Raw genomic sequence first — 21,451 nt, 5'->3', positions numbered from 1 at the left:
GAGGTGCGCCCATGACCGGCTACGAGGTCCGGATCGCCGATAAGAGCGAGCAGGAGGCGGTGCTGAGCACGCTGCTGCTGGCCTTCGGCGTCGATCCCTGCATGCGCTATGCGCTCACCAAGGCCGAGACCTTCCTCGCCAACTTCCGCCATCTCGCGCTGGCGCTGGGCGGCGGCGCCTTCGAGCACGGCTCGGCCTACGTCGGCGCTGACGGCGCCGCGGCGGCCCTGTGGCTGCCGCCGGGCGTGGAATCGGACGGCGAGGCGATCGGCGCGCTGGTGGGAGAACTGGTCGACGAGCCCGAGAAGCAGGCGGTGCTGGCCCAGGTCGGCGAGGCGATGGGCGAGAACCACCCGCACGAGCCGCACTGGTACCTGGCGATGATCGGCGTCGACCCCTCCCGCCAGGGCCGCGGCCTCGGCTCGGCGGTCCTCAAGGAGGGGCTGACGCGCTGCGACGCCGACGGGCTGCCGGCCTATCTGGAGAGCTCCAACCCGGCCAACATCCCGCTCTACGAGCGCCACGGCTTCGAGGTGGTGGGGCTGATCCAGCCCGGCGATTTCCCGCCGCTGGTCCCCATGGTGCGCAGGCCCCGCGGCTGAGGCTTCTCAGCGCCCGGGCCGGGCTCTAAATCGGGCCTCCCCATCAAGAGGAGCCGACCATGCCCGCCAGTCCCTGGGAGCACCACCGCAGCGCCGGCGTCGCCGACGACATCGAGTTCGCCATCCGCGGCGAGGAGCTGCAGTTCCTGGAGATCGAGCTCGATCCGGGCGAGAGCGCCGTCGCCGAGGCCGGCGCCCTGGTCTGGAAGGACGCCAGCGTCGCGATGACCACCGTTTTCGGCGACGGCGCGGGCGGCGCCGGCCAGGGCTTCATGGGCAAGCTGCTGGGGGCCGGCAAGCGGCTGATCACCGGCGAGAGCCTGTTCACCACCGTCTTCACCCACCAGGGGCAGAGCAAAGCCCGCGTCGCCTTCGCCTCGCCCACGCCGGGGGCCATCCTGCCGCTGCACCTGGCCGAGATCGGCGGGTCGCTGATCTGCCAGAAGGACAGCTTCCTGGCCGCGGCCAAGGGCGTCTCCATCGGCGTCCACTTCCAGCGGCGGGTGATGACCGGCCTCTTCGGCGGCGAAGGCTTCATCATGCAGAAGCTGGAGGGCGACGGCTGGGTGTTCGTGCAGATGGGCGGCACGCTCGTCGAGCGCGAGCTCGCCGCCGGCGAAGAGCTGCACGTCGATACCGGGTGCCTGGCCGCCTACACGCCCAGCGTGGATTTCGATCTGGTGATGGCCGGCGGGGTGAAGAGCGTCTTCTTCGGCGGAGAGGGGCTGTTCTTCGCGCGCCTCAGGGGGCCGGGGAAGGTGTGGATCCAGTCGCTGCCGTTCTCGCGGCTGGCCGGCCGGATGCTGGCGGCGGCCGGCGGCGTCGGCGGCCAGAACCGGGGCGAGGGCTCGATCCTCGGCGAGCTCGGCGACCTGATCGGCGGCAACCGCTGATCCCGCAACCGGCCGCGGCCCCGACCCGTTCGAAAAGGACGGCGGGGGCGCGGCCGACGGAGCGGAGCCATGGCGATCACCAACGCGCGGGAATACGAGGCGGCCCTCGAAGAGGCGATCGCGCTGATGGACGCCGAGCCTGGCCGGCAAGGGGCCGAGCCCCGGCTGATGCAGTTGCTCGAGGACATCGAACGCTACCGGCCGACCTTCAGCGTCGAGGCGCCGGGCCGCGGCGACGACATCTCGGCCAGGGCCGGCGAGCTCGTGGGCCGCGCCACCGAGCTGAAGCGGCGCTGGCACGAGCGCCAGCCGTCGCGCTGGACCAGCTTCCCCGAGGGCCGCGACGGGATCGGGCCGACCACGGGCGTCTGACCCGCTTCCGGCCCCCTGCCCATTTCGGGTAGTCACGCCCGGGATAACCCGCGGCCATGGGCCGGGGCGGCCTAGATTTGGCCCCGGTTCGAACCCAGACCATGCATGTGGACGCGCGGCGACTCGCCGCTGAATGCGCCCCGGCGAGAGCCGGGCAAGTCGGGCGCGACCGATCGACAAACCAGCAGGCCTAAGCGCGGGCGCGGCGAGAGCCGACGCGCCCGCGATCGGGATTCTGCGGCCGTGGCGGCGGAGGGCGAGATGGCGATGGCGACGACGACCGGCAGGCTCGCGACCCCCAGCGTCCGGGTGCGGGGCCGCAGCTTCATGGCCCTGATCATCACGCCCGAATTCCCCATGTCGGAGTGGTTCGCGGCGCTCGACGCCCAGATGCGCGGCTCGCCGGAGCTGTTCGCCGGCCGGCCGATGGTCGCGGACCTGTCGGCCACCTCCGCCGCCGGTCCTGACGCGGCGCTGATCGTGCTGGACGGGCTGGAGGCCCGCGGCCTGCGCATCGTCGGCGTGGAGGGCGTCGATCCCCGCGTGCTCGCCCGCACCCGCTGGGAGCGGCTGGCCACCTCGCTGCACGGCCGTGATCTCGTCCAGCCGCGCGAGGCCCCGCCACAGCCCTCCGCCGCGCCCCAGACCACGCCATCGCTGCTGGTCGAGGAGTCCGTCCGCTCCGGCCAGGTGATCGATTTCGAGGCCGGCGACGTGACCATCGTCGGGGCGGTCGCCTCCGGCGCCGAGGTGATCGCCGGCGGCTCGATCCACGTCTACGGGGCGCTCCGCGGCCGGGCCATCGCCGGGCTCAGGACCGGGGAGTCCGCCCGCATCTTCTGCCGCCGGCTCGAGGCCGAACTGGTCGGCGTCGCCCGCCTCTACCGCACCGCCGAGAACTGGGGCCCCGACCTGCACGGCCGCGCCGTGCAGGTGCGGTGCGACCGCGGGTCCCTTCGCCTCTCGGCGCTCGACTGAACAAGGAGCAGCTTTCGATGTCCAAAGTCGTCGTCGTCACGTCCGGCAAGGGAGGCGTGGGCAAGACCACGTCCTCCGCCGCCCTCGGGGCCGCCCTGGCCCAGGCCGGCCAGAGCGTCGTGGTGGTGGATTTCGACGTCGGCCTGCGAAACCTCGACCTAGTGATGGGGGCCGAGCGGCGGGTGGTCTTCGACCTCGTCAACGTCGTGCAGGGCGACGCCAAGCTCCCGCAGGCCCTGATCCGCGACAAGCGGCTGGAGACCCTGTGGCTGCTGCCCGCCTCACAGACCCGGGACAAGGAGGCGCTGACCGAGGAAGGCGTCGAGAAGGTGATGGACGGGCTGCGGGCCCGCTTCGACTGGATCATCTGCGACAGCCCGGCGGGCATCGAGAAGGGCGCCACGCTGGCCATGCGCTTCGCCGACCAGGCGGTGGTGGTGACCAATCCGGAGGTCTCGTCCGTGCGCGATTCCGACCGGATCATCGGCCTGCTGGATTCCAAGACCCGGCGCGCCGAGGGCGGCGACAAGGTGGAGAAGCAGCTGCTGCTGACCCGCTACGACCCGGTCCGGGCGGCCCGCGGCGAGATGATGAAGGTCGAGGACGTGCTGGAGATCCTGGCCATCCCGCTGCTCGGCATCGTCGGCGAGAGCGCCGATGTGCTCACCGCCTCCAACCTCGGCTTCCCGGTGACGCTGCACAATCCCGCCTCGCCGCCGGCGAAGGCCTATGCCCAGGCCGCCCGCCGGCTGATGGGCGAGGAGGTCGCCTTCACCCCGGCCAAGGAGAAGAAGGGCCTGTTCGGGCGGCTGTTCGGAAAGAGGGTCGCGGCGTGAGCTTCCTGAACTTCTTCACCCGCAACCGCTCGGCCCCCGTCGCGCGCGAGCGGCTGCAGGTGCTGCTCGCGCACGAGCGGGCGTTCGCCGGGCGCACCGACCTGGCCGAGCGCCTCCAGAAGGAGATCCTCGCCGCCATCGCCAAGCACATCCCCATCGACGGCGACAAGGTGGTGGTGCGGCTGGAGCGCGGCCAGCAGGTCTCGACGCTGGAGATCGACATCGAGGTGCCGGAGCAGGCGCTGGCGCGCGGCTGATCGGTCACGCCTCGCTGCGGGGCGCCTCGGCGCGCGGCTGGCGAAGCGCCTCGGCGGCGGCCGGGTCCAGGCTGAGGGTCCGCTGCGGGAACGGGAACTCGATCCCGGCCGCGTCGAAGGCCGCCTTCAGTCGCCTGTTGTACTCGCGGCCGACTTTCCACTGCTCGCCGGGACGCGTGCGCAGGCGCGCCTTGAGCATGACGGCGCTGTCGGCGAAGGCGTCCACGCCGAGGATCTCCAGCGGCTGGTCCACCAGCGGCCCGAACTCGGGATCGGCCTGCAGCTCCTGGCCGACCTGGCGCATCACCTGGAAGGCATGGTCGACGTCCGTTCGGTAGGCGACGCCCACGTCGACGACGTAGCTGGAGAAGTTCTTCGTGCGGTTGTCGATCACCTGCGCCTCGCTGTAGGGCAGGATGTGCAGCGTGCCGTCGAGGTTGCGCAGCCGGATCGTGCGCAAGGTCATCGCCTCCACCACGCCCGAGCGGTCGCCGATCTGCACGATATCGCCGATGGCGACGATGTCCTCCATGATCAGGAAGATGCCGGTGAGGAAGTCCTTCACCAGCGTCTGGGCGCCGAAGCCGATGGCGATGCCGACGACGCCGGCGCTGGCCAGCAGCGGGCCGATCTGCACGCCCAGCTCCGACAGCACCGTCAGGGCCGCCAGCCCGACGATCAGCATCTGCACGAAGCCGCGGATCAGCGGCTTGATGGTCCGCAGCTGCGCGGCCCGGTGGGGCCGTGCGCTCCGGCGCTCGGCCGCGCCCATCGTCCGCTCGATGAGGTATCCGGCGAGCTCGGAGGCGGCCGCCGCGACGATCACGATCAGCGCGACGCGGAACAGGATCAGACCCTATCCCCGCGTGAGCCAGGCCCACAGGTCGACGCCCCAGACGGCCAGCACGGCGGTGGCCGCCGCGGCCAGCGCCAGCATCCGGACCAGCGTCCAGGTGAGGCCGGCGATCCTCGGCGCGGCGTCCGGCGGCGGCGGGCGCGGCGAGAGGCGGGCGAGCGCCAGCTGCAGCAGCTTGCGCAGCCCCCACACCGCCCCGGCCACCAGCACGATCACCAGCACCGAGAGGCCGAGGTTGATCAGCACCTCGGCCGGATCGAGGCTCAGCAGGCGGTCCCAGATTCCCGAGAGGCCCGCGACCAGCGACTCGCCCGCCGAGGCCTCGTCGAACGCCGGGCGCGACTCGGCCTCGGGCGTTTCCCCCGATTGCATGAACATCGGGACGAAACGTGGCTGTAGCGCCGCCGGTTCCGCCGGCTGCGTGGCCGTCATCGCCAGTCGTCGGGGCCGGGCGCCGGCATCGGCGGGTGCTTGCTGGCGGCGACCGGCTCGTCGGAGCGGGTCCAGAAGAAGCCGGTGTGGCCGTTGTCCACCTGGATGAGCTTCACCTTGGCGGGGTCGAGCCCGACCATCATCCGTGCGTTGACGCCGTAGACCGGCTGCGACGGCATCTTGGCCGCGACCATATGGGTGACGCAGCCGCACATCTTGCACCGGTGGAAGGCGAGGTCGCCGTCCAGCCAGGTGTAGGTCTGGGTCGTCTCCGGATAGGGCTTGCGGACCAGCAGGTCCTGGTCGCTTCCGCGGTGATAGTAGCTCCACAGCGCCCCGTAGCGCCGGCAGAGGGTGCAGTTGCAGTCGAGCACCCAGCTCGGCGCCTCGGCGATCTCGAACCGGACGGCGGTGCAGTGGCAGGCGGCCTTGATCATCGGCGGGCTCCTGGTTCGCCGCCGAGTGTCGCCCAGCGCGGGCCCGCATCCAAGGCCGCGCTGTTGACCGGCCGGCCGCGGCGAGGCTGGATGCCGGCGCAGACGCCGAGGGGCCCCCGACATGAACCATCTGCTGCAATGCCGTTGCGGGAAGCTGAGGGGCGAGGTGACCGACACCGGCGGCGCCAACCATGCGGTCTGCTACTGCCGCTCCTGTCAGGCCTTCGCCACCTTCCTGGGCCGGGACGCCGAGGTGCTGGACGGGCGCGGCGGAACCACCGTCATCCAGACCTCGCCCAGCAAGCTGGCCATCACCGGCGGGGCGGACCAGCTCGCCTGCCTGCGCCTCACGGAAAAGGGGCTGTTGCGCTGGTACGCCGCCTGCTGCCGCACGCCGATCGGCAACACGCTGGCCGACCCGAAGGTCTCGTTCGTCGGACTCGTCCACACCTGCCTGGATGGCGCCGGCCAGCCGCCGCTCGAGCAGGCGTTCGGCCCGGTGCGGTCGGTGGTGAACACCGACGGCGCGCGCGGCGCGGACAAGCCGAAGCCGCGAGGCATGGGACCGGCGATCCTGTGGTTCCTCGGGCAGGGCCTGCGCGCCCGCCTCACCGGCGCCTGGCGGCGTACGCCCTTCTTCGACGCAAAGACCGGCGCGCCGGTCGCCCGCCCGCAGGTGCTGACGTCCGAGGAGCATGCGCGCCTGATGGCCCAGGTCGACGCCGCCGCCTGAGGTCAGCCGAAGGCGATCTCCCCGGCGGGCTTCACGGCCGCGAATCCCGCGCCCAGGGTGTGGTTGTGGTGGCGGATGATGTCGGCCGCCTTCAGCGCCCGCGTGTCGCCGGTGGTGTGGGCGTCCGCCGCCAGCATCACCTGATACCCCCGCTCCACCGCGCCGCGCACGGCGGTGTCGACGCAGAACTCGGTCTGCATCCCGCAGATGACCAGCCGCTCGGCGCCGGCCGCCTTGAGCCGCGCGTCCAGGTCGGTGCCGAGGAAGGCGCTGCACTGGCGCTTGACGATGACCGGCTCGTCCGGCCGGGGACGGAGGTCCGCGTGCAGCGCGAACCCGGGCCCGCCCGGCGCCAGCACATCGCCCGGCCCGCCCTCGTGCTGGACGAAGAAGACCGGCCGCCCGGCCGCGCGGGCGCGCTCGATCAGCCCGCAGATGCGCGCGACCACGCCCTCGCCGTCATGCGGCGGATAGTCGGGGAAGGCCCACATCCCCTGCTGCACGTCGATGACCACCAGCGCGTCCATGCCGGCATCTGAGCCCTTCGCGCCGAGCGCGGCAAGCCGGCTCAGGAGGGCTGCAGCAGCGGCGCGGACGCGGCGGCGATGTAGTCGTCGATCTGCGCCAGCAGTTCGACCCAGGCGCGGTCGAACTCGACCGTCCAGTCGGCGCCCGCCGCCTCGCGCACCGCGTCGCGCACGAAGCCGAAGAAGGTGGCGAACACCTGCCGCGGGACGTCGTAGCCCTCGTGGGTCACCATCTCGGACAGGATCATGTGGTCGGCGTAGGTGCGCTGGCCGACGAAATCGAGGAGGGCCGCAAAGGTCCGGGACAGCATCTCGCCCTTGATGGCGTCGTCCGTGTCCCGCCAGAAGTGCGGCTTCATCTCGGGATGGCGCTCGAACATGCGGGCGTAGACGAGCGGCGTCAGGTCCTCGCACCGCTCCGCCGCCAGCTCGAGGCTGGCCTCGATCTCGGCGGCGCTGGGAAAGGCGGGCTCGCCCGGCATCTGGTCTCCATCCGCGGGCCCGAAGGGGAGCACAGGCGAACGGCGTTTGGAAAGCGGGAGGGCCCGCGGCGCGGCGGGCCCTCAAAGTCTCGCGGCGGTCAGGCCGTCGTCGCCGGGCTCAGCAGGTCCGAGAGGCCGACCCGGTGGAGCATCTCGGCGCGGAGGCGGTCCAGCACCGCAAAGCCCACGTCGGCGCCGTCCTGGGCCGGGTCGTAGTGGATCCGGAACGGCCGCCGGCCGGCCGGCGCGTCGACCAGCTGCACGATGCGCTCGGCCACGCCGGCCGGGTCGGCGTCCTCCGGCACGAGGTCGGCGAAGGCGGCCTGCACCAGTTCGCCGAAGCCGCTGTAGGGGCCGGCTTCGTACTCGGCGAGACGCGCCTCGTCAGCCGGGCGGCCGGAATGGGCGAAGTGGTTGGTCCCCTTGGTGAACGCGCCCGGCACCACGATCGACGTCTCGATTCCCCAGCGCGCCAGCTCGCGGGCGTACTGCACCGCCAATGAATCCATCGCCGCCTTGGCCGCGAAGTAGGGCGACAGGTAGGGCGGCGTGCCGCCGGCCGAGCTGCTGCTCGACACCCACACCAGCAGGCCCTGACGAGCGGCCCGCATGTGCGGCAGCACGGCCCGGTTAACCCGCTGCGCGCCCAGCACATTGACGTCGTACTGCTGCGCGAACTGCTCGGGGGTGAAGGCCTCGGCCGGGCCGAACACCATGTGGCCGGCGTTGTGGACCGTCACGTCGATGCGTCCGGCCTCGGCGAGGATGCGGGCCGCTGCGGCGTCGGCCGAAGCCTCGGACTGGACGTCCAGCTCGATCGTGCGCAGGTCGAGGCCTTCGCGGGCGGAGAGCTCGGCCATCTGGGCGACATTGGGGGCGTTGCGGCCGGCGACGTCGCGCATCGAGGCGTAGACGGTGTGGCCGGCGCGGGCGAGGGCCTCGGCGGTGAGACGGCCGAAGCCGCTGGAGGCGCCGGTGATCAGGATGGTCCTGCTGGTCATGATTGGCTCCTTCCGGTCGCATGTGGCGAGTCCGGTGGTTGAAGGGGCGGGAAGAGGTGGTCAGACGATGCCGCCGTTGGCGCGCAGCACCTGGCCGTTGATCCAGGCTCCGTCCGGGCCGGCCAGGAAGGCCACCGCCGCGGCGATGTCCTCGGGCTGGCCGAGCCGCTCCAGCGGCGCCTGCCTGGCGAGCTGGTCCACGAGGGCCTGCGGCTTGCCGTCCAGGAACAGCGCCGTGGCGGTGGGGCCGGGCGCCACCGCGTTGACGGTGACGCTGCGGCCGCGAAGCTCCCTGGCCAGCGCGTGGGTCATGGCCTCCACGCCCGCCTTGGTCGCCGCATAGACCCCATAGCCGGGTGGGCGCAGTCCGACGACGCTCGACGAGAGGCTGATGATCCGCCCGCCTTCGCGCACCCGCCGGGCCGCTTCGCGCAGGGTGTTGAAGGCGCCCTTCAGGTTGACCGCGATCTGGCTGTCGAACAGCGCATCGTCGGCCTCCGCCAGCGGGGCCAGCCGCATGACGCCGGCGTTGTTCACCAGCACATCCACACCGCCGAAGGCGGCTTGCGCGCCATCGAACATCCGGACGACGGCGGCAGGGTCGGCGACGTCGGCCTGGGCCGTGACGGCCCGGCCGCCGGCCGCCTCGATCTCCGCCGCCAGCGCCTCGGCCTCGCTGGCGCCGCCGGCGTAGTTGATCACCACGGCGAAGCCGTCGGCGGCCAGCCGCCGGGCGATCGCTGCTCCGATGCCGCGCGAGGCGCCGGTGACGATCGCGACCCGGTTGGTGGTCTGGTTCATGTCTTGTCCTCCTGCTCGGTCCGCTCGAGATCGAGCGGCGAGACGGAAGGTGCCTCCTGGCGCGCCGTAGATAATCGTAGGATGATCGGCAACACTGTTCGACCTGAGAGAACAATGGAGCACCATGGACCGGATCGACGCGATGCGGCTGTTCACGCGGGTCGTGGACCGGCGCAGCTTCACCCAGGCGGCGCATGATCTGGGCGTGCCGCGCTCCACGGCGACCCAGGTGGTCCAGCAGCTCGAGGGGCGGCTGGGCGTGCGCCTGCTCCAGCGCACCACCCGCACGGTGCGGCCGACGCTGGACGGCGAGGCCTACTACCGCCGCTGCCTGGCGATCCTGGACGACATCGAGGACGCAGAGGGCGCCTTCAGCGGCGCGGTCCCGAAAGGGATGCTGCGTGTGGAGGTGCAGGGCACGCTCGCCCGCCATTTCCTGATGCCCGGCCTGCCGGACTTCTTCGCCCGCTACCCCGACATCGCGATCTCCATGAGCGAGAGCGACCGCTGGGTGGACGTGGTGCGCGAGGGGGTGGACTGCGTGCTGCGCTACGGCGCCCTGCCCGACAGCGACCTGGTGGCGCGCACCGTCACGACCCTGGACCGGATCACCTGCGCCGCGCCGGGGTACCTCGACCGCTTCGGCCGGCCGCAGGCGCCGGAGGACCTCGCCGGCCATCGGGCCGTCGGCCTGCGGTCGCTGACCACCGGCGCGCTTCGGGCCTTCGAGTTCGTGCGGCCGGAGGAGGTCACGCGTCTGGACGTGCCCGCACCGTTCTCGGTAACGGGCACCGAGAGCTTCCTGGACGGGGTGCGCCTGGGCCTCGGCCTGGCGCAGATGCCACTCTTCCATGTGCAGCGCGACCTGGCCGAAGGGCGGCTGGAGCGGGTGCTTGCCGACTTTCCCGTGCCCGCAGCGCCGGTCTCGGTCCTCTACCCGCGCAATCGCCAGCTGAGCCCACGGGTGCGGGTCTTCATCGATTGGGCCGTTCAGCAGTTCGCGGCGGCGGGACACGTCGCGCGGCTGTCGGACTAGGGGGGCGAGGCGTCCGCCCCATTTTTCGACACCGGCGATAGAAGTTGCAAATGATTCGCATTTCGGATTGACCCCTGCGGCCACGCTGTTATTGCGAGGCATTCTCAAGAGTGAGCGGGCGGGCGGCGTTTATGTTTCGAGTGGGTGTTGCAGGTGCGCTTGCGGCGGGCGCCGCGGGGGCCTGTGTGTCGCTGGGCTTTGCGGGCGCGGCCTTGGCCGACGACGCCGGGCCGCCGACCGAGGTCGACGGCGTCGTCGTCACCGCCGCCGGCTACGAACAGCAGGTCGTCGAGGCGCCGGCCAGCATCAGCGTCATCGCCCGCGAGGACATCCAGCAGATGCGGGCGTCCAGCCTGGCCGAGGTCCTGAGCTCGGTCGAAGGCGTGGACGTGGGCGGAGCGGTCGGCAAGACCGGCGGGCTCGACATCAGCATCCGGGGCATGGGCTCGGACTACACCCTGATCCTCATCGACGGCCGCCGGCAGAACACCGCCGGCAGCGTGACGCCGAACGGCTTCGGCGAGACCGCCACCAGTTTCCTGCCGCCGGTCAGCGCCATCGACCGCGTCGAGGTCGTGCGCGGGCCGATGTCCACCCTCTACGGCTCGGACGCCATGGGCGGGGTGGTCAACATCATCACCCGCCGCCCGTCCGACCGCTGGACCGGCACGGCCTCGGTGAACGGCACCCTGCAGGGCGACCGCGAGTTCGGCGACATGTGGGGCGGCGACTTCTACGTGACCGGCCCGATCGCCGACACGCCGCTGGGCCTGGCCCTGCGCGGCGGCTACGCCAAACGGGAAGCCTCGGAACTGACCTTCGGGCGGGCGGACGGCTCGCAGGCGCCGGTCACCGGCTTCGGCCGCAGCGCCACCGAGGCCGAGATATGGTCCCTCGGCGGGCGGCTCAGCCTGATGGCGTTCGAGGATCACGACCTGTGGATCGACGTGGACGTCGCCCGGCAGTGGTACGACAACTCCGCCGGCCAGATGGGCACCAACACCACGGCCGGCGGCTACGCCGACGCCCTGGAGTTCAACCGCGACCAGTACCTCCTGGCGCACAACTGGCGCCTGCCCTTCGGCGTGCTGGAGTCGACGCTGTCGCGGGGCGTGACCGAGACCGTCGGCCGCCTCATCCCGCCGGGCGTGCCGGGCGCCGGCGGTCCGCGCGAACTGAAGTCGACCAACGACATCTTCGACACCAAGCTGTTCACCTCCTGGGGCGACCACACCCTCAGCCTCGGCGGCCAGTACTGGGACGCCGAGATGATCGACGGGGTGGCGCCGGAGACCTTCGAGCACGTGCAGTGGGCGGTCTTCGCCGAGGACACCTGGCGGCTCACCGAGGCCCTCTCGCTGACCGTCGGGGCGCGGCACGACGACCATTCCAAGTTCGGCTCGCACTTCAGTCCCCGGGCCTACCTGGTGTGGAACGCCACCGACGCCTGGACCGTGAAGGGCGGGATCAGCAAGGGCTTCAAGACGCCCCGCCTCGAGCAGCTGGCGGAGGGCATCAACGGCTTCGGGCGCCAGGGGCAGCTGCCGCTGCTGGGCACCCCGACCCTCATGCCCGAGACCAGCGTCTCGTCCGAGCTGGTGGTCTACTACGACGCCGGCGGTCCGCTGACCGCCCAGGCGACGCTGTTCAACAACGAGTTCGAGGACAAGATCGCCACCGGCCAGCCGGTCGCCAACTGCACCTTCGGCCTGACGCGGGCCCAGTACGACGCCGGCGGCTACCCCACCTCAGGCTGCGTGGACGTCGGCTTCTGGCCCACCCACGCCACCTTCGGCCAGAGCGTCAACATCGACGAGGCGGTGACCCGCGGCCTGGAGGCGGCGGTCCGCTTCGAGGCCTCCGAGGCCTGGTCGCTGTCGGCCAACTACACCTTCACCGAGAGCGAGCAGAAGAGCGGCCCGGCGAAGGGCAAGCCGCTGACCGACACGCCGCGGCACATGATCAACGGCCGCGTCGCCTGGCGCCCGACCGAGCGGCTGACCGCCTGGCTCAGCGGCGAGTACCGCAGCGAGCGCTACCGCGGCGAGGGGGCGGCCCGCGACGCCCTCGGCGACTACAAGGCCTACGAGCTGTTCCACCTCGGCGGCTCCTACCAGCTCACCGAGAACGTCCGCCTGAACGCGGCCGTCTACAACCTCTTCGACAAGGACTTCGTGCGCCTGCTGCCCTATGGGACGCCAGTGCAGTACGCGCCGGAGTACACGAACAACCAGGAGCCGCGGCGCCTGTGGGTGGGGGTGAATGTCGAGTTCTGAAGCCGTCGATCCCCTGATCGCCCGCGCCAGGGCGAAGAAGCGGGCGCAGGTCCGCGCCGCGTTGCTGCGCCAGACCCTGCGCTGGCACTGGATCAGCGCGGCGATCTGCCTGGTCGGCATGCTGCTGTTCGCGGTGACCGGGATCACTCTCAACCACGCCGGGGCCATCGAAGGCTCGCCCAAGGTCACCGAACGCGCCGCCGAGGCGCCGGAGCCGGTGCTGGAGCAGCTCCGCAAGGCCGGATCGGGGGCGCTGCCCGCGCCGGCCCGCGACTGGGCCGCCGAGGCGCTGAAGGTGAAGATCCCCGCCTCGGCCGCCGTGGAATGGTCGCCGGAGGAGGCCTATGTGGCCCTGCCGGGACCAGGCTCCGACGCCTGGGTCAGCATCGACCTGGAGACCGGGGAGGCGCTCTACGAGCGCACCGACCGCGGCGCCATCGCCTACCTCAACGACCTCCACAAGGGCCGCAACACCGGCCCGGCCTGGTCGTGGTTCATCGACATCTTCGCCGCCGGCTGCGTGGTCTTCTGCGTCACCGGCCTCATCCTTCTGCAGCTGCACGCCCACGCCCGGGTCTCGACCTGGCCGCTGGTGGGCGCCGGGCTGCTCATCCCGCTGCTGCTCGCCCTGTTCCTGATCCACTGAGGTACGCGTCCATGCGCATCCCCCGACTTCCGGTGTTCACCACGGCCATCGCCGGCGCCGCGGCCGCCCCGGCCGCCGCCGGCGCCGCCGAGCTGCAGGTGGGGGTCGAGATCCCCCGCCTGACCGTCGCCGAGTACCACCGCCCCTACGTCGCCCTGTGGATCGAAAAGCCCGACCAGACCGCGGTGAAGACCCTGGCCGTCTGGTACGACGTGAAGCTCAAGGGCAACGAGGGCGCGACCTGGCTGAAGGACATGCGCCAGTGGTGGCGCCGGGCCGGCCGCTCCATGACCATGCCCGCCGACGGCGTCAGCGGCCCGACCAAGGTGCCGGGCAAGCACCAGGTCAGGTTCACCGCCGCTCAGATCGGCGCCCTGCCGCCCGGCCAGTACAACCTCGTCGTCGAGGCGGCCCGCGAGGTGGGCGGCCGCGAGGTGGTCAAGGCGCCCTTCACCTGGCCGCCGGCCGGCGGCGGCAAGACCAGCTCCGCCAAGGGCGCCGCCGAGCTCGGCGCCGTCACCGTCACCGTCAAACCCTGAGGCTTCGATGAGGATCGCCCCCATGCCCGCCCTTCGCCCCGCCGCCGGACTGGTTCTCGGCCTCGCCGTCCTCGCCGCCGCGCCCGCCGCCCAGGCGCACCGCATGTGGATGGTGCCCTCCGCCACCGTGCTTTCGGGCGAAGAGGCCTGGGTGACGGTGGATGCGGCGGTGTCCAACACCCTGTTCCACCCCGACCACGTGCCCATGCGGCTCGACGGGGTGACGGTGGTGGCGCCGGACGGGACGACGCTCGCGCCGCAGAACCCGGCCACCGGCAAGTACCGCTCGACCTTCGACGCCCAGCTCTCCAAGCCCGGCACCTACAAGATCGTCTCCGCCACCGACGGGGTGATGGCCGCCTACAAGCTCGGCGGCGAGACCAAGCGCTGGCGCGGCTCGGCCGCCGAGGCGGCGAGCGCCATCCCGGCCGGCGCCACCGAGGTGCGGCTGACCCAGAACCAGCGCCGGGTGGAGACCTTCGTCACCCTCGGCGCGCCCTCGAACGAGGCGCTGAAGCCCACCGGCAAGGGCCTGGAGCTCGAGCCGATCAGCCACCCCAACGACCTGGTGGCCGGCGAGCCGGCCCGCTTCCGCCTGCTGCTCGACGGCAAGCCGGCGGCCGGCGTGGACGTGGAGGTCGTGCCGGGCGGCGCCCGCTACCGCGCCAACCCGGGCGAGATGAACCTGAAGTCGGGCGCCGACGGCGTGGTCGAGATCGCCTGGCCGGAGCCCGGGATGTACTGGCTGGAGGCCACCGCGCGCGGCGGCCAGGCCAGCATCCCCGGGGCCGAGCGGGTCGCGGGCTACGTGACCACCCTCGAGGTCCTGCCCGACTGAGCATGGCCCGGATCGCCATCCCGCTGGCGCTGAGCCGGGAAAGGGCCCGGCCGCGGGAGGGCCGCCTCGTGCGTTGCTCGGGCCCGACAATGGGCGTCGCCTGGACGATCAGCGCGCTCGTCCCGGACGGCCTGGCCGAGGCCGAGGTCGGCGCCGCGGTGCAGGCGGCGGTGGACGAGGTCGTCCGCCAGATGAGCGACTGGGAGGCGGCGAGCGATCTCTCGCGCTTCAACGCCGCCTCGCCCGGCTGGGTGGAGGTCCCGCCCGGGCTGCTGCACGTGGTCCAGGCCGGGCTGTCGCTGGCCGAGGCGACCGACGGGGCGTTCGACCCGACGCTCGGCCGGCTGGTGGGGCTCTGGGGCTTCGGACCGGCGGGCCCCGCGGCCGACCTGCCCGCCGACGCGACCCTGGCCGGCGCTCCGGCGGGCTGGCGGCAGGTCGAGCTCGACCTCGCCGGCCGCCGCATCCGCCAGCCCGGGGGCCTGGCCCTCGACCTTTCCGGCATCGCCAAGGGCTACGGCGTGGACCAGGCGGCGCAGGCGCTCGAGGCGCTGGGCGTGCGCGACTATCTCGTGGAGATCGGCGGCGAGCTGCGCGGGGCGGGCGTGAAGAGCTCCGGCGAGCCCTGGTTCGTGGAGATCGAGCCGCCGCCGGGCTTTGCGGCCGACGAGCCGATCCTGGTGGCGCTGCACGAGCTATCCATCGCCACCTCCGGCGAGTGGCGCCGCGCGGTGGACCACGGCGGCCGACGCTACGGCCACACGCTGGATCCCGCCACGCGACGGCCGCTGGACAATGGAGTCGAGCAGGTCACGGTCCTCCATGCCGAGTGCATGCAGGCCGACGCGCTCTGCACCGCGCTGGCGGTGATGGGCCCGGTCGCGGGCCTCGCCTTCGCCGACGCCGAGGGCCTGGCGGCGCTGTTCGTGGTGCGGGAGGGCGGCGGGCTCGCAGAACGGCAGAGCCGGGCGTTCGCGGCGATGCTCGACTGACCTAGTTGTACTTGGGCTTCCTGAGCAGCGCGGCGCGGTCCTTCGACTTGATCTCGACGTCGAAGACGTCGCCGTCGCGCTTGATGCGCAGGGGGATGGTCGCGCCCGCCGGCCCCTGCGCCCAGAGCCGCGTGTAGAACTCCGACAGGGTCGAGACGCGGGCGCCGTCCACGGCCAGGATGAGGTCGCCGGCGCGCAGCTCGGCGCGGGAGGCCGGGCCCTTCGGGCTGACGCCCACCACGACCACGTTCGGGCCCAGCTCCTGGGCCAGCACGCCCAGCCACGGGCGGGCCGGGTCGCGCGGCTTGCCGCGGGCCAGGTCGTCGAGGATCGGCGGCAACAGCTCGATGGGCACGAACATGTTGATCGGCTGCGGCCCGTGGCGGGTCTGGCCCTGCAGGCTGAGCGAGCCGACGCCGGCCAACTCGCCGGTGGGGCCGATCAGCGCCGCGCCGCTCCAGTGCGGGTGGGCCGGGCCGGTGAAGATCGCCTCCTCCAGCAGGTATTCCCAGTAGCCGGCGAAGGGCATGCGGGCCAGGACCATGCCGGCCACGGCGTGGGCCCGGCCGCCGGCCCCGGCGATCACCACCTCGCTGCCCGGCGGCAGCTCCCGGGAGTCGCCGAGCGGGACCGCCGGCAGGCCCAGCGGCTCCAGCGCCTGCACCAGCCCGAAGCCGGTCACCGAATCGACGCCCAACACATGGGCCGGGATGCGCCCGCCGTCGTTGCGGGTCAGCGTCACCTCTTCGGCCTCGGTGATCAGGTAGGCCATGGTCAGCACCAGGCCGTTCGGGCCGATCACCGTGCCGTTGCCCAGCCGCTCGGTCCCCAGGCTCAGGGCCGTCAGCGCGTCGTCCGGGACCTTGGCCTCCAGGGCGACGACGGCGGACAGGGCCTCGTCCAGGTCGAAGCGGCAGGCTTGCGCCGACGGGCGCAGGGAGGCGGCGACTTCATAGCCTTCGAACGGTGACGCCAAGGCGTGAACTCCTTCCCACCTCATCTGGGGCCGGGACGGGCCGGCGCAAGAGGGAACGCGCCCCGAACACCCGAGCTTCCTTGACGGCGGGACCTTCCCGGGCGCTCCCTTCCCGCGAGCACGAGGAGCAACACAATGGCCGATCCGCGCGTCAAGCAGCCGGGGCCCGATCACCCGATCACCGTCGAGCCCAACCCGCGCCGGGTGGTGGTGACCTACGAGGGCCAGGTGATCGCCGACACGCGAAACGCCCTGACGCTGCGCGAGGCCAGCTACCCGCCGGTCCAGTACATCCCCCGGGCCGACGCCGACATGGCGCGCCTCACCCGCACCGACCACGCCACCTACTGCCCCTACAAGGGCGAGTGCGCCTACTACAGCCTGCCCGGCGGGGGCGCGAAGGCGGCCAACGCCGTCTGGACCTACGAGGCGCCCTATCCGGCGGTCGCCGAGATCGCCGGCCGCCTGGCCTTCTATCCCGACCGGGTGACGATCGAGGAGGTGTAGGGGAGCGCGGGGTGACAGGTAGGGCTGCGCCCAACCAGTCACCGCAGGCCGCCGGTGACTGGTTGCGCCGCAGGCGCTACCTGTCACCCTGTGCTGAGGATGTGGCGATGCGGGGCTTAGGCGTGCTGAGGCGGGAAATTGTGGGGCTCTGCGGGGCGCTCGCCCTGACCGCATGCGGCTCACCGGCGCCCGAGCGGGCCCCCAACACGATCAACTTCTCCATCCTCTCGGCCGAGAGCCGCGAGTCCGCCATCGGCGACTGGACGCCTTTCCTCGACGATATGGCCAAGGCCACCGGCCTCACGGTGAAGCCCTTCTTCGGCAGCAACTACACGGCCCTGATCGAGGCCATGCGGTTCAAGCAGACCGACGTCGGCTGGTTCACCAACCAGTCGGGCCTGGAGGCCGTGCGCCGGGCCGGCGGCGAGGTGTTCGCCCGGAGCGTGAACCCGAGCGGCGTCGACGGCTACGAGGCGGTGATCATCGTGCCGAAGGGGCGGGGGATCACGCTGGAGAGGCTGCTCGCCTGCGACCGCAGCCTCAACTTCGGCATCGGCGACGCCAAGTCGACGTCGGGCACGCTGGCGCCGATGACCTACCTGTTCGCGCCGCGCGGCATCGATCCCAATGCCTGCTTCAAGACCGTCCGCTCGGCCAACCACGAGGCCAACCTGTTCGCGGTCGGCGCCGGCACGCTGGACGCGGCCACCAACAACACCGCCTCGATGGAACGGCTGGCGATGCTGGAGACCCCGCTCGCGCGCAGCACCATGCAGCGGGTGGAGATCATCTGGCGCTCGCCCAGGATCCCGGAGGATCCGATGATCTGGCGCAAGGACCTCGACCCGCAGATCAAGGCCAAGGTGGCCGACTTCCTGTTCTCCTACGGCGTCGGCGACACCCCGGAGGCCGAGCGCCAGCGCGCCATCCTCAAGCGCATCCAGACCCTGCCCTTCGTCCCCGCCGACGAGACCCACCTGATCCCGGTGCGGGAGATGGAGGCGACGCGCGACCTGCTGGAGGCCAAGCAGCGGGGCGACGGCGCCGCGATCGCGCGCGCTCAGGCGGCCTTGGACGCCGTGCGGACGGAACGGGCGGCGCTGGAGGCCGCGCGCTAGTCCTCCCCACTCTCGTCCACCGCCCGCGCGACCAGGTCGCGCCAGGCAGGGTCGGTGTCGTCGACGAGGTCGACGTCCTCCATCAGCGCCACGGCCGAGCCGCCGTCAGGGAGGATCAGGCCCAGCACCTCCATGAGCTCGCCCTCGGCGTTCACGTGCGCCTCGGCCTGGACGGCGACGGCGGCCTGCTCGCCGTCCTCCTCCCACCAGATCAGCGGCTGGGGCAGGTCCATGTCGATGGGCCGCGGGTCGGTGGTGTCGGCCAGGGCGAACACCGCCCGCCCGGCCTGGACGTCGTCCAGGCTCGCCACCGCGCCGGCGAAGGGCGTCAGCCGCGTCCAGTCGTCGACGTCGAAGCCGCCGCCGTCCTCGTCCTCGTCGTCATGGAAGGTCATGGGGCCGCTCCTGGGCCTACTCTGCGAGGAAGGCTTCCACCTCGCGCATGAAGTCGTCCAGCTTGTCGTGGTGGACCCAGTGGCCGGCGCCCTCGAAGTTCACCAGCCGGGCGTGCTTGAAGTGCTTGATGCGCCCGTCCTCGACCGGGTCCGAGGCCCAGGACTCCATGCCGCGGACCAGCAGAACCGGCGCGGTGATGCAGCGCCAAAGGCGGTGCTGGTCCTCGTGCGACAGGCCGCCGACGCCGCCGCCGCGGGCGTAGTTGTCGAACTTCCAGGAGTAGGTGCCGTCCTCGTTCTGGTGGGCGCCATAGATGGTCAGGTGCCAGGCCTGTTCTGGGGACAGGTGCGGGTTCTCCTCCGCCATCCGGGCCACCGCGTCCTCCAGGCTGGCGTACCGGCGCGGGCTGCGGCCGGAGTTCTTGCGCCGCTCGGCCACCCAGTTCCGCAGCCGCGCCTCGATGGGCACCTTGGACTGCTCGGCCACGGCCGCCGGCGAGGGGCCCAGGCCCTCGATGGCCACGATCTTCTTCACCTTGTCCGGGAAGGCGCCGCAGTAGTTCAGCGCGATGCCCGCGCCGAACGAGTGGGAGATGATGGTCACCGGCGCCATCGCCTTCTGGTCGATGATCTGGGCCAGGTCGTAGACGTGGCTGGCCATGTCATAGCCGCCGCCGATCGCCCAGGCGCTGTCGCCATGCCCCCGCAAATCCGGCGCAACGACGTGGTAGCGGTCCCGCAGCCGCCGGGCGACCCAGTCCCAGTTGCGGCAGTGGTCCAGCCCGCCGTGGACCAGCAGCATCGGCGGCGCCTCCGGGTTCCCCCAGTCCACGTAATGCAGCTTCAGCCGCTGCGAGAAGTAGAAGTGGCTCGTCGGGCCTTCCATGCCGGTCTCCGCGTGGTGAGGACGGGAGGCTTTAGCATCGACGGCGGGCCAGGCTCCATGGCCGGATTGTCGGTTCTGCGACAATCGGTTCCGGTCGGCGAGGCGGTTCAGCCCGCCGCCAGGTGCACGGGAAGGCGCGCACCGCGCGTCGCCGGACCTGCGGGCGCCTCCCGCAGATAGCCGAGCACCAGCCGGGTGGCCTCTTCCACCAGCGCCCCGACCGCCGCGTCGGTGAGGAAATCGGGGCGGTGCAGCACCGCCGTGTGGGTCAGCGCCTCCACCGAGGTCACGCAGACGAACGCGGCCATGTCCAGGTCGAGGGGGCGGATCTCGTCCCGGTGGTTCTCGAGATAGGTCCGGAACAGCTCGTAGTTCTGGCGGTCGAAAGCTTCCACGTTTTCGAGCTGGCCGGTGCGCGGGATCTGTTCGGCCAGGACGCGGTGGAGCCGCGGGTTCACCCGGTGGGCCTCGATCGCCGCGGCTACCAGCTTGGGGATGGCCCTCTCCACCGGCTCGGCCGCGACCTGCGCCACCGTCGCCCGCACCAGGCTCATGATCTCCTCGTTGTGGCGGTCGATCACCGCGACGACGAGCGCCTCCTTGCTCGGATAGTACTGGTAGAGCGAGCCGACGCTGACGCCCGCCTCCCTGGCGATCCGGTTGGTGCTCGCCCGCTCGAATCCCTCCCGCACCAGAATGCGAGCTGTCGCCTCGACCAGAGCCTCGACCGTGGCGCGCGAGCGCTCCTGAGAGGCGTGTTTTCGAGGACTTGTGAGCGGCCTGCGCGCCATGTTCCGCGCTCCGAATGCGAGTAGAGAAGGCGAGTCATCGCTCATATTATCCGGTTGCAGTGAAAATCCAATCGAGGACGGACAGGCGTCATGCCCAACGCTCCCTTCCCCATGCAGGACAGCATCATCGCCTATGGCGTAGACGGGCGAGCCTCCCTTGTTGAGCAGCCCCTGGAAACTCTCGAAGAGTCAGCATTCAGCCACCTGGTCGGCGTCATTGAATTCACGGATGACGAGTCGGTGCACGCCGATCATTGGGAGATCCATCCCGGCGGCGACGAGATACTCTACGTGCTCGAGGGGCGACTGCTCGCCGTCATCGAGCACGACGGCCGGCCCGAGGAGGCGGTGATCGCGGCGGGGCAGGGCTTCGTCATGCCGCGGGCGAGCTGGCATCGCCTGAAGGTGCTCGAGCCCGGGCGCCTGCTCTTCTTCACCCCGACCCAGGGCATCGCCCTTCGCCCGGTCGCGCCGGATGCGGTCCGCCACGGCAGCCCCGCCACCGCCTGAAACGCCCGCCACGCACGCAAGGACGCCGACGATGATCCGCCAGCCCTATTGCCAGCTCGTCGAAATGAAGCGATGGGCCGACCGCGGCCTCTACGAGGTGATCGGCGAGAACCTCGGCCGCCTGGACAAGCAGGAGACCGCGCTGCTGCTCCAGGTCCTCGACCACATGCATGCCGTCGACCAGATCTTCCGGAGCCACCTGCAGGGCCGGCCGCACAGCTATCGGGCCGCGCAGTCCGAGACCCTGCCGGAGTTCCAGGCCCTGGCCGACGGCGTCCGGGAGACCGACGACTGGTACGCCGACTACGTCCGCGGCCTGTCGCCGGGCGACTTCGACGAGTCCATCGACTTCGTGTTCACCAGCGGCAAGCCGGCGCGCATGCGGCGCGGGGAGATCCTCCTCCACGTCTGCCTGCACGGCGAGTACCACCGCGGCAACGCCGGCGCCGTCCTCTACCTGAAGGGCGTGACCCCCAGCCGCGACTCGGTCACCGACTTCCTGGAGGACACGGCCCAGCCGCCGGCCCTCAACCTCGCCTAGACATCGGCGTTTGGGCGGGCCCGACCGGGTTCGCCCGCCGCCCTTCACCTTCGCGTGAACAGGGCGCCCGCGGCGCCCCGGCCCTCACTCTGCGGACCCTGGCGCGTTAAGGTTCGGGTAATAAAAAACCTGGGCGCCGTCGGCTCCGCCGCATTGACGAGTCATTAGCTGTCGTGGCCCCATATGATGGTGT

Annotated in this window: 28 protein-coding genes; 17 read left to right on the top strand and 11 right to left on the bottom strand. The window is 71.7% G+C overall.

The features are described 5' to 3' along the window. The first annotated feature begins 11 nt into the window (after positions 1 to 11). From ACFSC0_RS05905 to minE, 6 genes are all read left to right on the top strand, one after another. A complete protein-coding gene (locus ACFSC0_RS05905) occupies positions 12 to 602 on the top strand; it encodes a GNAT family N-acetyltransferase (protein WP_377282553.1) in 591 nt (196 codons plus the stop codon). Positions 603 to 661: 59 nt separating this feature from the next. Next, the gene (locus ACFSC0_RS05900; protein WP_377282554.1) at positions 662 to 1,495 is read left to right on the top strand and encodes a TIGR00266 family protein; all 834 of its coding nucleotides are present in this window, start codon (positions 662 to 664) and stop codon (positions 1,493 to 1,495) included. Positions 1,496 to 1,564: 69 nt separating this feature from the next. Then, a complete protein-coding gene (locus ACFSC0_RS05895) occupies positions 1,565 to 1,867 on the top strand; it encodes a hypothetical protein (protein WP_377282555.1) in 303 nt (100 codons plus the stop codon). Between the two features lie 261 nt (positions 1,868 to 2,128). Then, entirely contained in the window at positions 2,129 to 2,845 is a 717-nt protein-coding gene (minC, locus tag ACFSC0_RS05890) for a septum site-determining protein MinC (RefSeq protein ID WP_377282556.1), read from the top strand. 17 nt (positions 2,846 to 2,862) lie between these two features. Then, positions 2,863 to 3,681, top strand: a complete 819-nt coding sequence (minD, locus tag ACFSC0_RS05885; RefSeq protein WP_377282557.1) for a septum site-determining protein MinD — start codon at positions 2,863 to 2,865, stop codon at positions 3,679 to 3,681. Further along, positions 3,678 to 3,938 carry a cell division topological specificity factor MinE gene (gene minE, locus ACFSC0_RS05880; RefSeq protein ID WP_377282558.1) on the top strand — a complete coding sequence of 87 codons (261 nt, stop codon included), beginning with the start codon at positions 3,678 to 3,680 and terminating at the stop codon, positions 3,936 to 3,938. The genes minD and minE overlap by 4 nt, the downstream gene beginning before the upstream one ends. A 4-nt stretch (positions 3,939 to 3,942) precedes the next feature. Here the strand turns inward: minE and ACFSC0_RS05875 are convergent, their stop codons facing one another. Genes ACFSC0_RS05875 through ACFSC0_RS05865 form a run of 3 tightly spaced genes read right to left on the bottom strand, consistent with a single transcriptional unit; the run spans position 3,943 to position 5,663 of the window. Next, positions 3,943 to 4,764: a mechanosensitive ion channel family protein gene (locus ACFSC0_RS05875; RefSeq protein WP_377282559.1), complete on the bottom strand. Its 822-nt coding sequence runs from the start codon at positions 4,762 to 4,764 to the stop codon at positions 3,943 to 3,945. A 30-nt stretch (positions 4,765 to 4,794) separates the two neighbouring features. Beyond that, a complete protein-coding gene (locus ACFSC0_RS05870) occupies positions 4,795 to 5,166 on the bottom strand; it encodes a hypothetical protein (protein ID WP_377282560.1) in 372 nt (123 codons plus the stop codon). 56 nt (positions 5,167 to 5,222) lie between these two features. Then, positions 5,223 to 5,663, bottom strand: coding sequence for a GFA family protein (locus ACFSC0_RS05865; protein WP_377282561.1), 441 nt, complete (start codon positions 5,661 to 5,663; stop codon positions 5,223 to 5,225). A gap of 121 nt (positions 5,664 to 5,784) precedes the next feature. On the opposite strand from ACFSC0_RS05865, the gene ACFSC0_RS05860 reads away from it, so the two are divergent. Beyond that, positions 5,785 to 6,396, top strand: a complete 612-nt coding sequence (locus ACFSC0_RS05860) for a DUF6151 family protein (protein WP_377282562.1) — start codon at positions 5,785 to 5,787, stop codon at positions 6,394 to 6,396. Between the two features lie 2 nt (positions 6,397 to 6,398). Here ACFSC0_RS05860 and ACFSC0_RS05855 read toward each other — a convergent pair whose 3' ends face one another. The 4 genes from ACFSC0_RS05855 to ACFSC0_RS05840 form a co-directional block, all read right to left on the bottom strand. Beyond that, complete coding sequence (locus tag ACFSC0_RS05855; RefSeq protein WP_377282563.1) at positions 6,399 to 6,923, bottom strand: cysteine hydrolase family protein; 525 nt, start codon at positions 6,921 to 6,923, stop codon at positions 6,399 to 6,401. Positions 6,924 to 6,964: 41 nt separating this feature from the next. Continuing rightward, positions 6,965 to 7,405, bottom strand: a complete 441-nt coding sequence (locus ACFSC0_RS05850) for a globin domain-containing protein (RefSeq protein WP_377282564.1) — start codon at positions 7,403 to 7,405, stop codon at positions 6,965 to 6,967. A 98-nt stretch (positions 7,406 to 7,503) separates the two neighbouring features. Next, positions 7,504 to 8,406 (bottom strand): SDR family oxidoreductase, encoded by a 903-nt coding sequence (locus ACFSC0_RS05845; protein ID WP_377282565.1) that lies wholly within the window; start codon positions 8,404 to 8,406, stop codon positions 7,504 to 7,506. Positions 8,407 to 8,466: 60 nt separating this feature from the next. Beyond that, positions 8,467 to 9,207, bottom strand: a complete 741-nt coding sequence (locus ACFSC0_RS05840; RefSeq protein ID WP_377282566.1) for an SDR family oxidoreductase — start codon at positions 9,205 to 9,207, stop codon at positions 8,467 to 8,469. A 124-nt stretch (positions 9,208 to 9,331) separates the two neighbouring features. Here ACFSC0_RS05840 and ACFSC0_RS05835 point away from each other — a divergent pair, with 124 nt between their 5' ends. The 6 genes from ACFSC0_RS05835 (at position 9,332) to ACFSC0_RS05810 (ending at position 15,534) form a co-directional block, all read left to right on the top strand. Further along, entirely contained in the window at positions 9,332 to 10,243 is a 912-nt protein-coding gene (locus tag ACFSC0_RS05835; protein ID WP_377282567.1) for a LysR family transcriptional regulator, read from the top strand. Between the two features lie 212 nt (positions 10,244 to 10,455). After that, positions 10,456 to 12,519 carry a TonB-dependent receptor domain-containing protein gene (locus ACFSC0_RS05830; RefSeq protein WP_377282568.1) on the top strand — a complete coding sequence of 688 codons (2,064 nt, stop codon included), beginning with the start codon at positions 10,456 to 10,458 and terminating at the stop codon, positions 12,517 to 12,519. Continuing rightward, a complete protein-coding gene (locus tag ACFSC0_RS05825; RefSeq protein ID WP_377282569.1) occupies positions 12,506 to 13,165 on the top strand; it encodes a PepSY-associated TM helix domain-containing protein in 660 nt (219 codons plus the stop codon). The genes ACFSC0_RS05830 and ACFSC0_RS05825 overlap by 14 nt, the downstream gene beginning before the upstream one ends. 11 nt (positions 13,166 to 13,176) lie before the next feature. Further along, positions 13,177 to 13,704 (top strand): DUF2271 domain-containing protein, encoded by a 528-nt coding sequence (locus ACFSC0_RS05820; RefSeq protein WP_377282570.1) that lies wholly within the window; start codon positions 13,177 to 13,179, stop codon positions 13,702 to 13,704. A gap of 22 nt (positions 13,705 to 13,726) precedes the next feature. After that, on the top strand, positions 13,727 to 14,542 hold the full coding sequence (locus ACFSC0_RS05815; RefSeq protein ID WP_377282571.1) for a DUF4198 domain-containing protein: 816 nt from the start codon (positions 13,727 to 13,729) through the stop codon (positions 14,540 to 14,542). A gap of 2 nt (positions 14,543 to 14,544) precedes the next feature. Next, positions 14,545 to 15,534: an FAD:protein FMN transferase gene (locus ACFSC0_RS05810; RefSeq protein WP_377282572.1), complete on the top strand. Its 990-nt coding sequence runs from the start codon at positions 14,545 to 14,547 to the stop codon at positions 15,532 to 15,534. 1 nt (position 15,535) lies between these two features. Here the strand turns inward: ACFSC0_RS05810 and ACFSC0_RS05805 are convergent, their stop codons facing one another. Continuing rightward, positions 15,536 to 16,510, bottom strand: a complete 975-nt coding sequence (locus tag ACFSC0_RS05805; RefSeq protein ID WP_377282573.1) for a S1C family serine protease — start codon at positions 16,508 to 16,510, stop codon at positions 15,536 to 15,538. A 135-nt stretch (positions 16,511 to 16,645) separates the two neighbouring features. On the opposite strand from ACFSC0_RS05805, the gene ACFSC0_RS05800 reads away from it, so the two are divergent. Then, on the top strand, positions 16,646 to 17,017 hold the full coding sequence (locus ACFSC0_RS05800) for a DUF427 domain-containing protein (RefSeq protein WP_377282574.1): 372 nt from the start codon (positions 16,646 to 16,648) through the stop codon (positions 17,015 to 17,017). Positions 17,018 to 17,124: 107 nt separating this feature from the next. Next, positions 17,125 to 18,135: a phosphate/phosphite/phosphonate ABC transporter substrate-binding protein gene (gene phnD, locus ACFSC0_RS05795; RefSeq protein WP_377282575.1), complete on the top strand. Its 1,011-nt coding sequence runs from the start codon at positions 17,125 to 17,127 to the stop codon at positions 18,133 to 18,135. Here the strand turns inward: phnD and ACFSC0_RS05790 are convergent. From ACFSC0_RS05790 to ACFSC0_RS05780, 3 genes are all read right to left on the bottom strand, one after another. Then, positions 18,132 to 18,530 carry a hypothetical protein gene (locus tag ACFSC0_RS05790; RefSeq protein ID WP_377282576.1) on the bottom strand — a complete coding sequence of 133 codons (399 nt, stop codon included), beginning with the start codon at positions 18,528 to 18,530 and terminating at the stop codon, positions 18,132 to 18,134. The genes phnD and ACFSC0_RS05790 overlap by 4 nt on opposite strands. Before the next feature lie 16 nt (positions 18,531 to 18,546). Continuing rightward, positions 18,547 to 19,416 carry an alpha/beta fold hydrolase gene (locus ACFSC0_RS05785; RefSeq protein WP_377282577.1) on the bottom strand — a complete coding sequence of 290 codons (870 nt, stop codon included), beginning with the start codon at positions 19,414 to 19,416 and terminating at the stop codon, positions 18,547 to 18,549. Between the two features lie 107 nt (positions 19,417 to 19,523). Further along, entirely contained in the window at positions 19,524 to 20,207 is a 684-nt protein-coding gene (locus ACFSC0_RS05780) for a TetR/AcrR family transcriptional regulator (protein WP_377355108.1), read from the bottom strand. Between the two features lie 111 nt (positions 20,208 to 20,318). Here ACFSC0_RS05780 and ACFSC0_RS05775 point away from each other — a divergent pair, with 111 nt between their 5' ends. Together ACFSC0_RS05775 and ACFSC0_RS05770 are read left to right on the top strand one after the other, a co-directional pair. After that, entirely contained in the window at positions 20,319 to 20,717 is a 399-nt protein-coding gene (locus tag ACFSC0_RS05775; RefSeq protein WP_377355106.1) for a cupin domain-containing protein, read from the top strand. Between the two features lie 31 nt (positions 20,718 to 20,748). Continuing rightward, complete coding sequence (locus ACFSC0_RS05770) at positions 20,749 to 21,258, top strand: DinB family protein (RefSeq protein ID WP_377282580.1); 510 nt, start codon at positions 20,749 to 20,751, stop codon at positions 21,256 to 21,258. Positions 21,259 to 21,451 lie beyond the last annotated feature (193 nt).

The sequence above is a fragment of the Phenylobacterium terrae genome, from assembly GCF_042681205.1.
Classification (GTDB): Bacteria; Pseudomonadota; Alphaproteobacteria; order Caulobacterales; family Caulobacteraceae; genus Phenylobacterium; species Phenylobacterium terrae.
The sequence above is the reverse complement of the archived record's forward strand: the minus strand, read 5'-3'. Positions and strand labels throughout refer to the sequence as shown.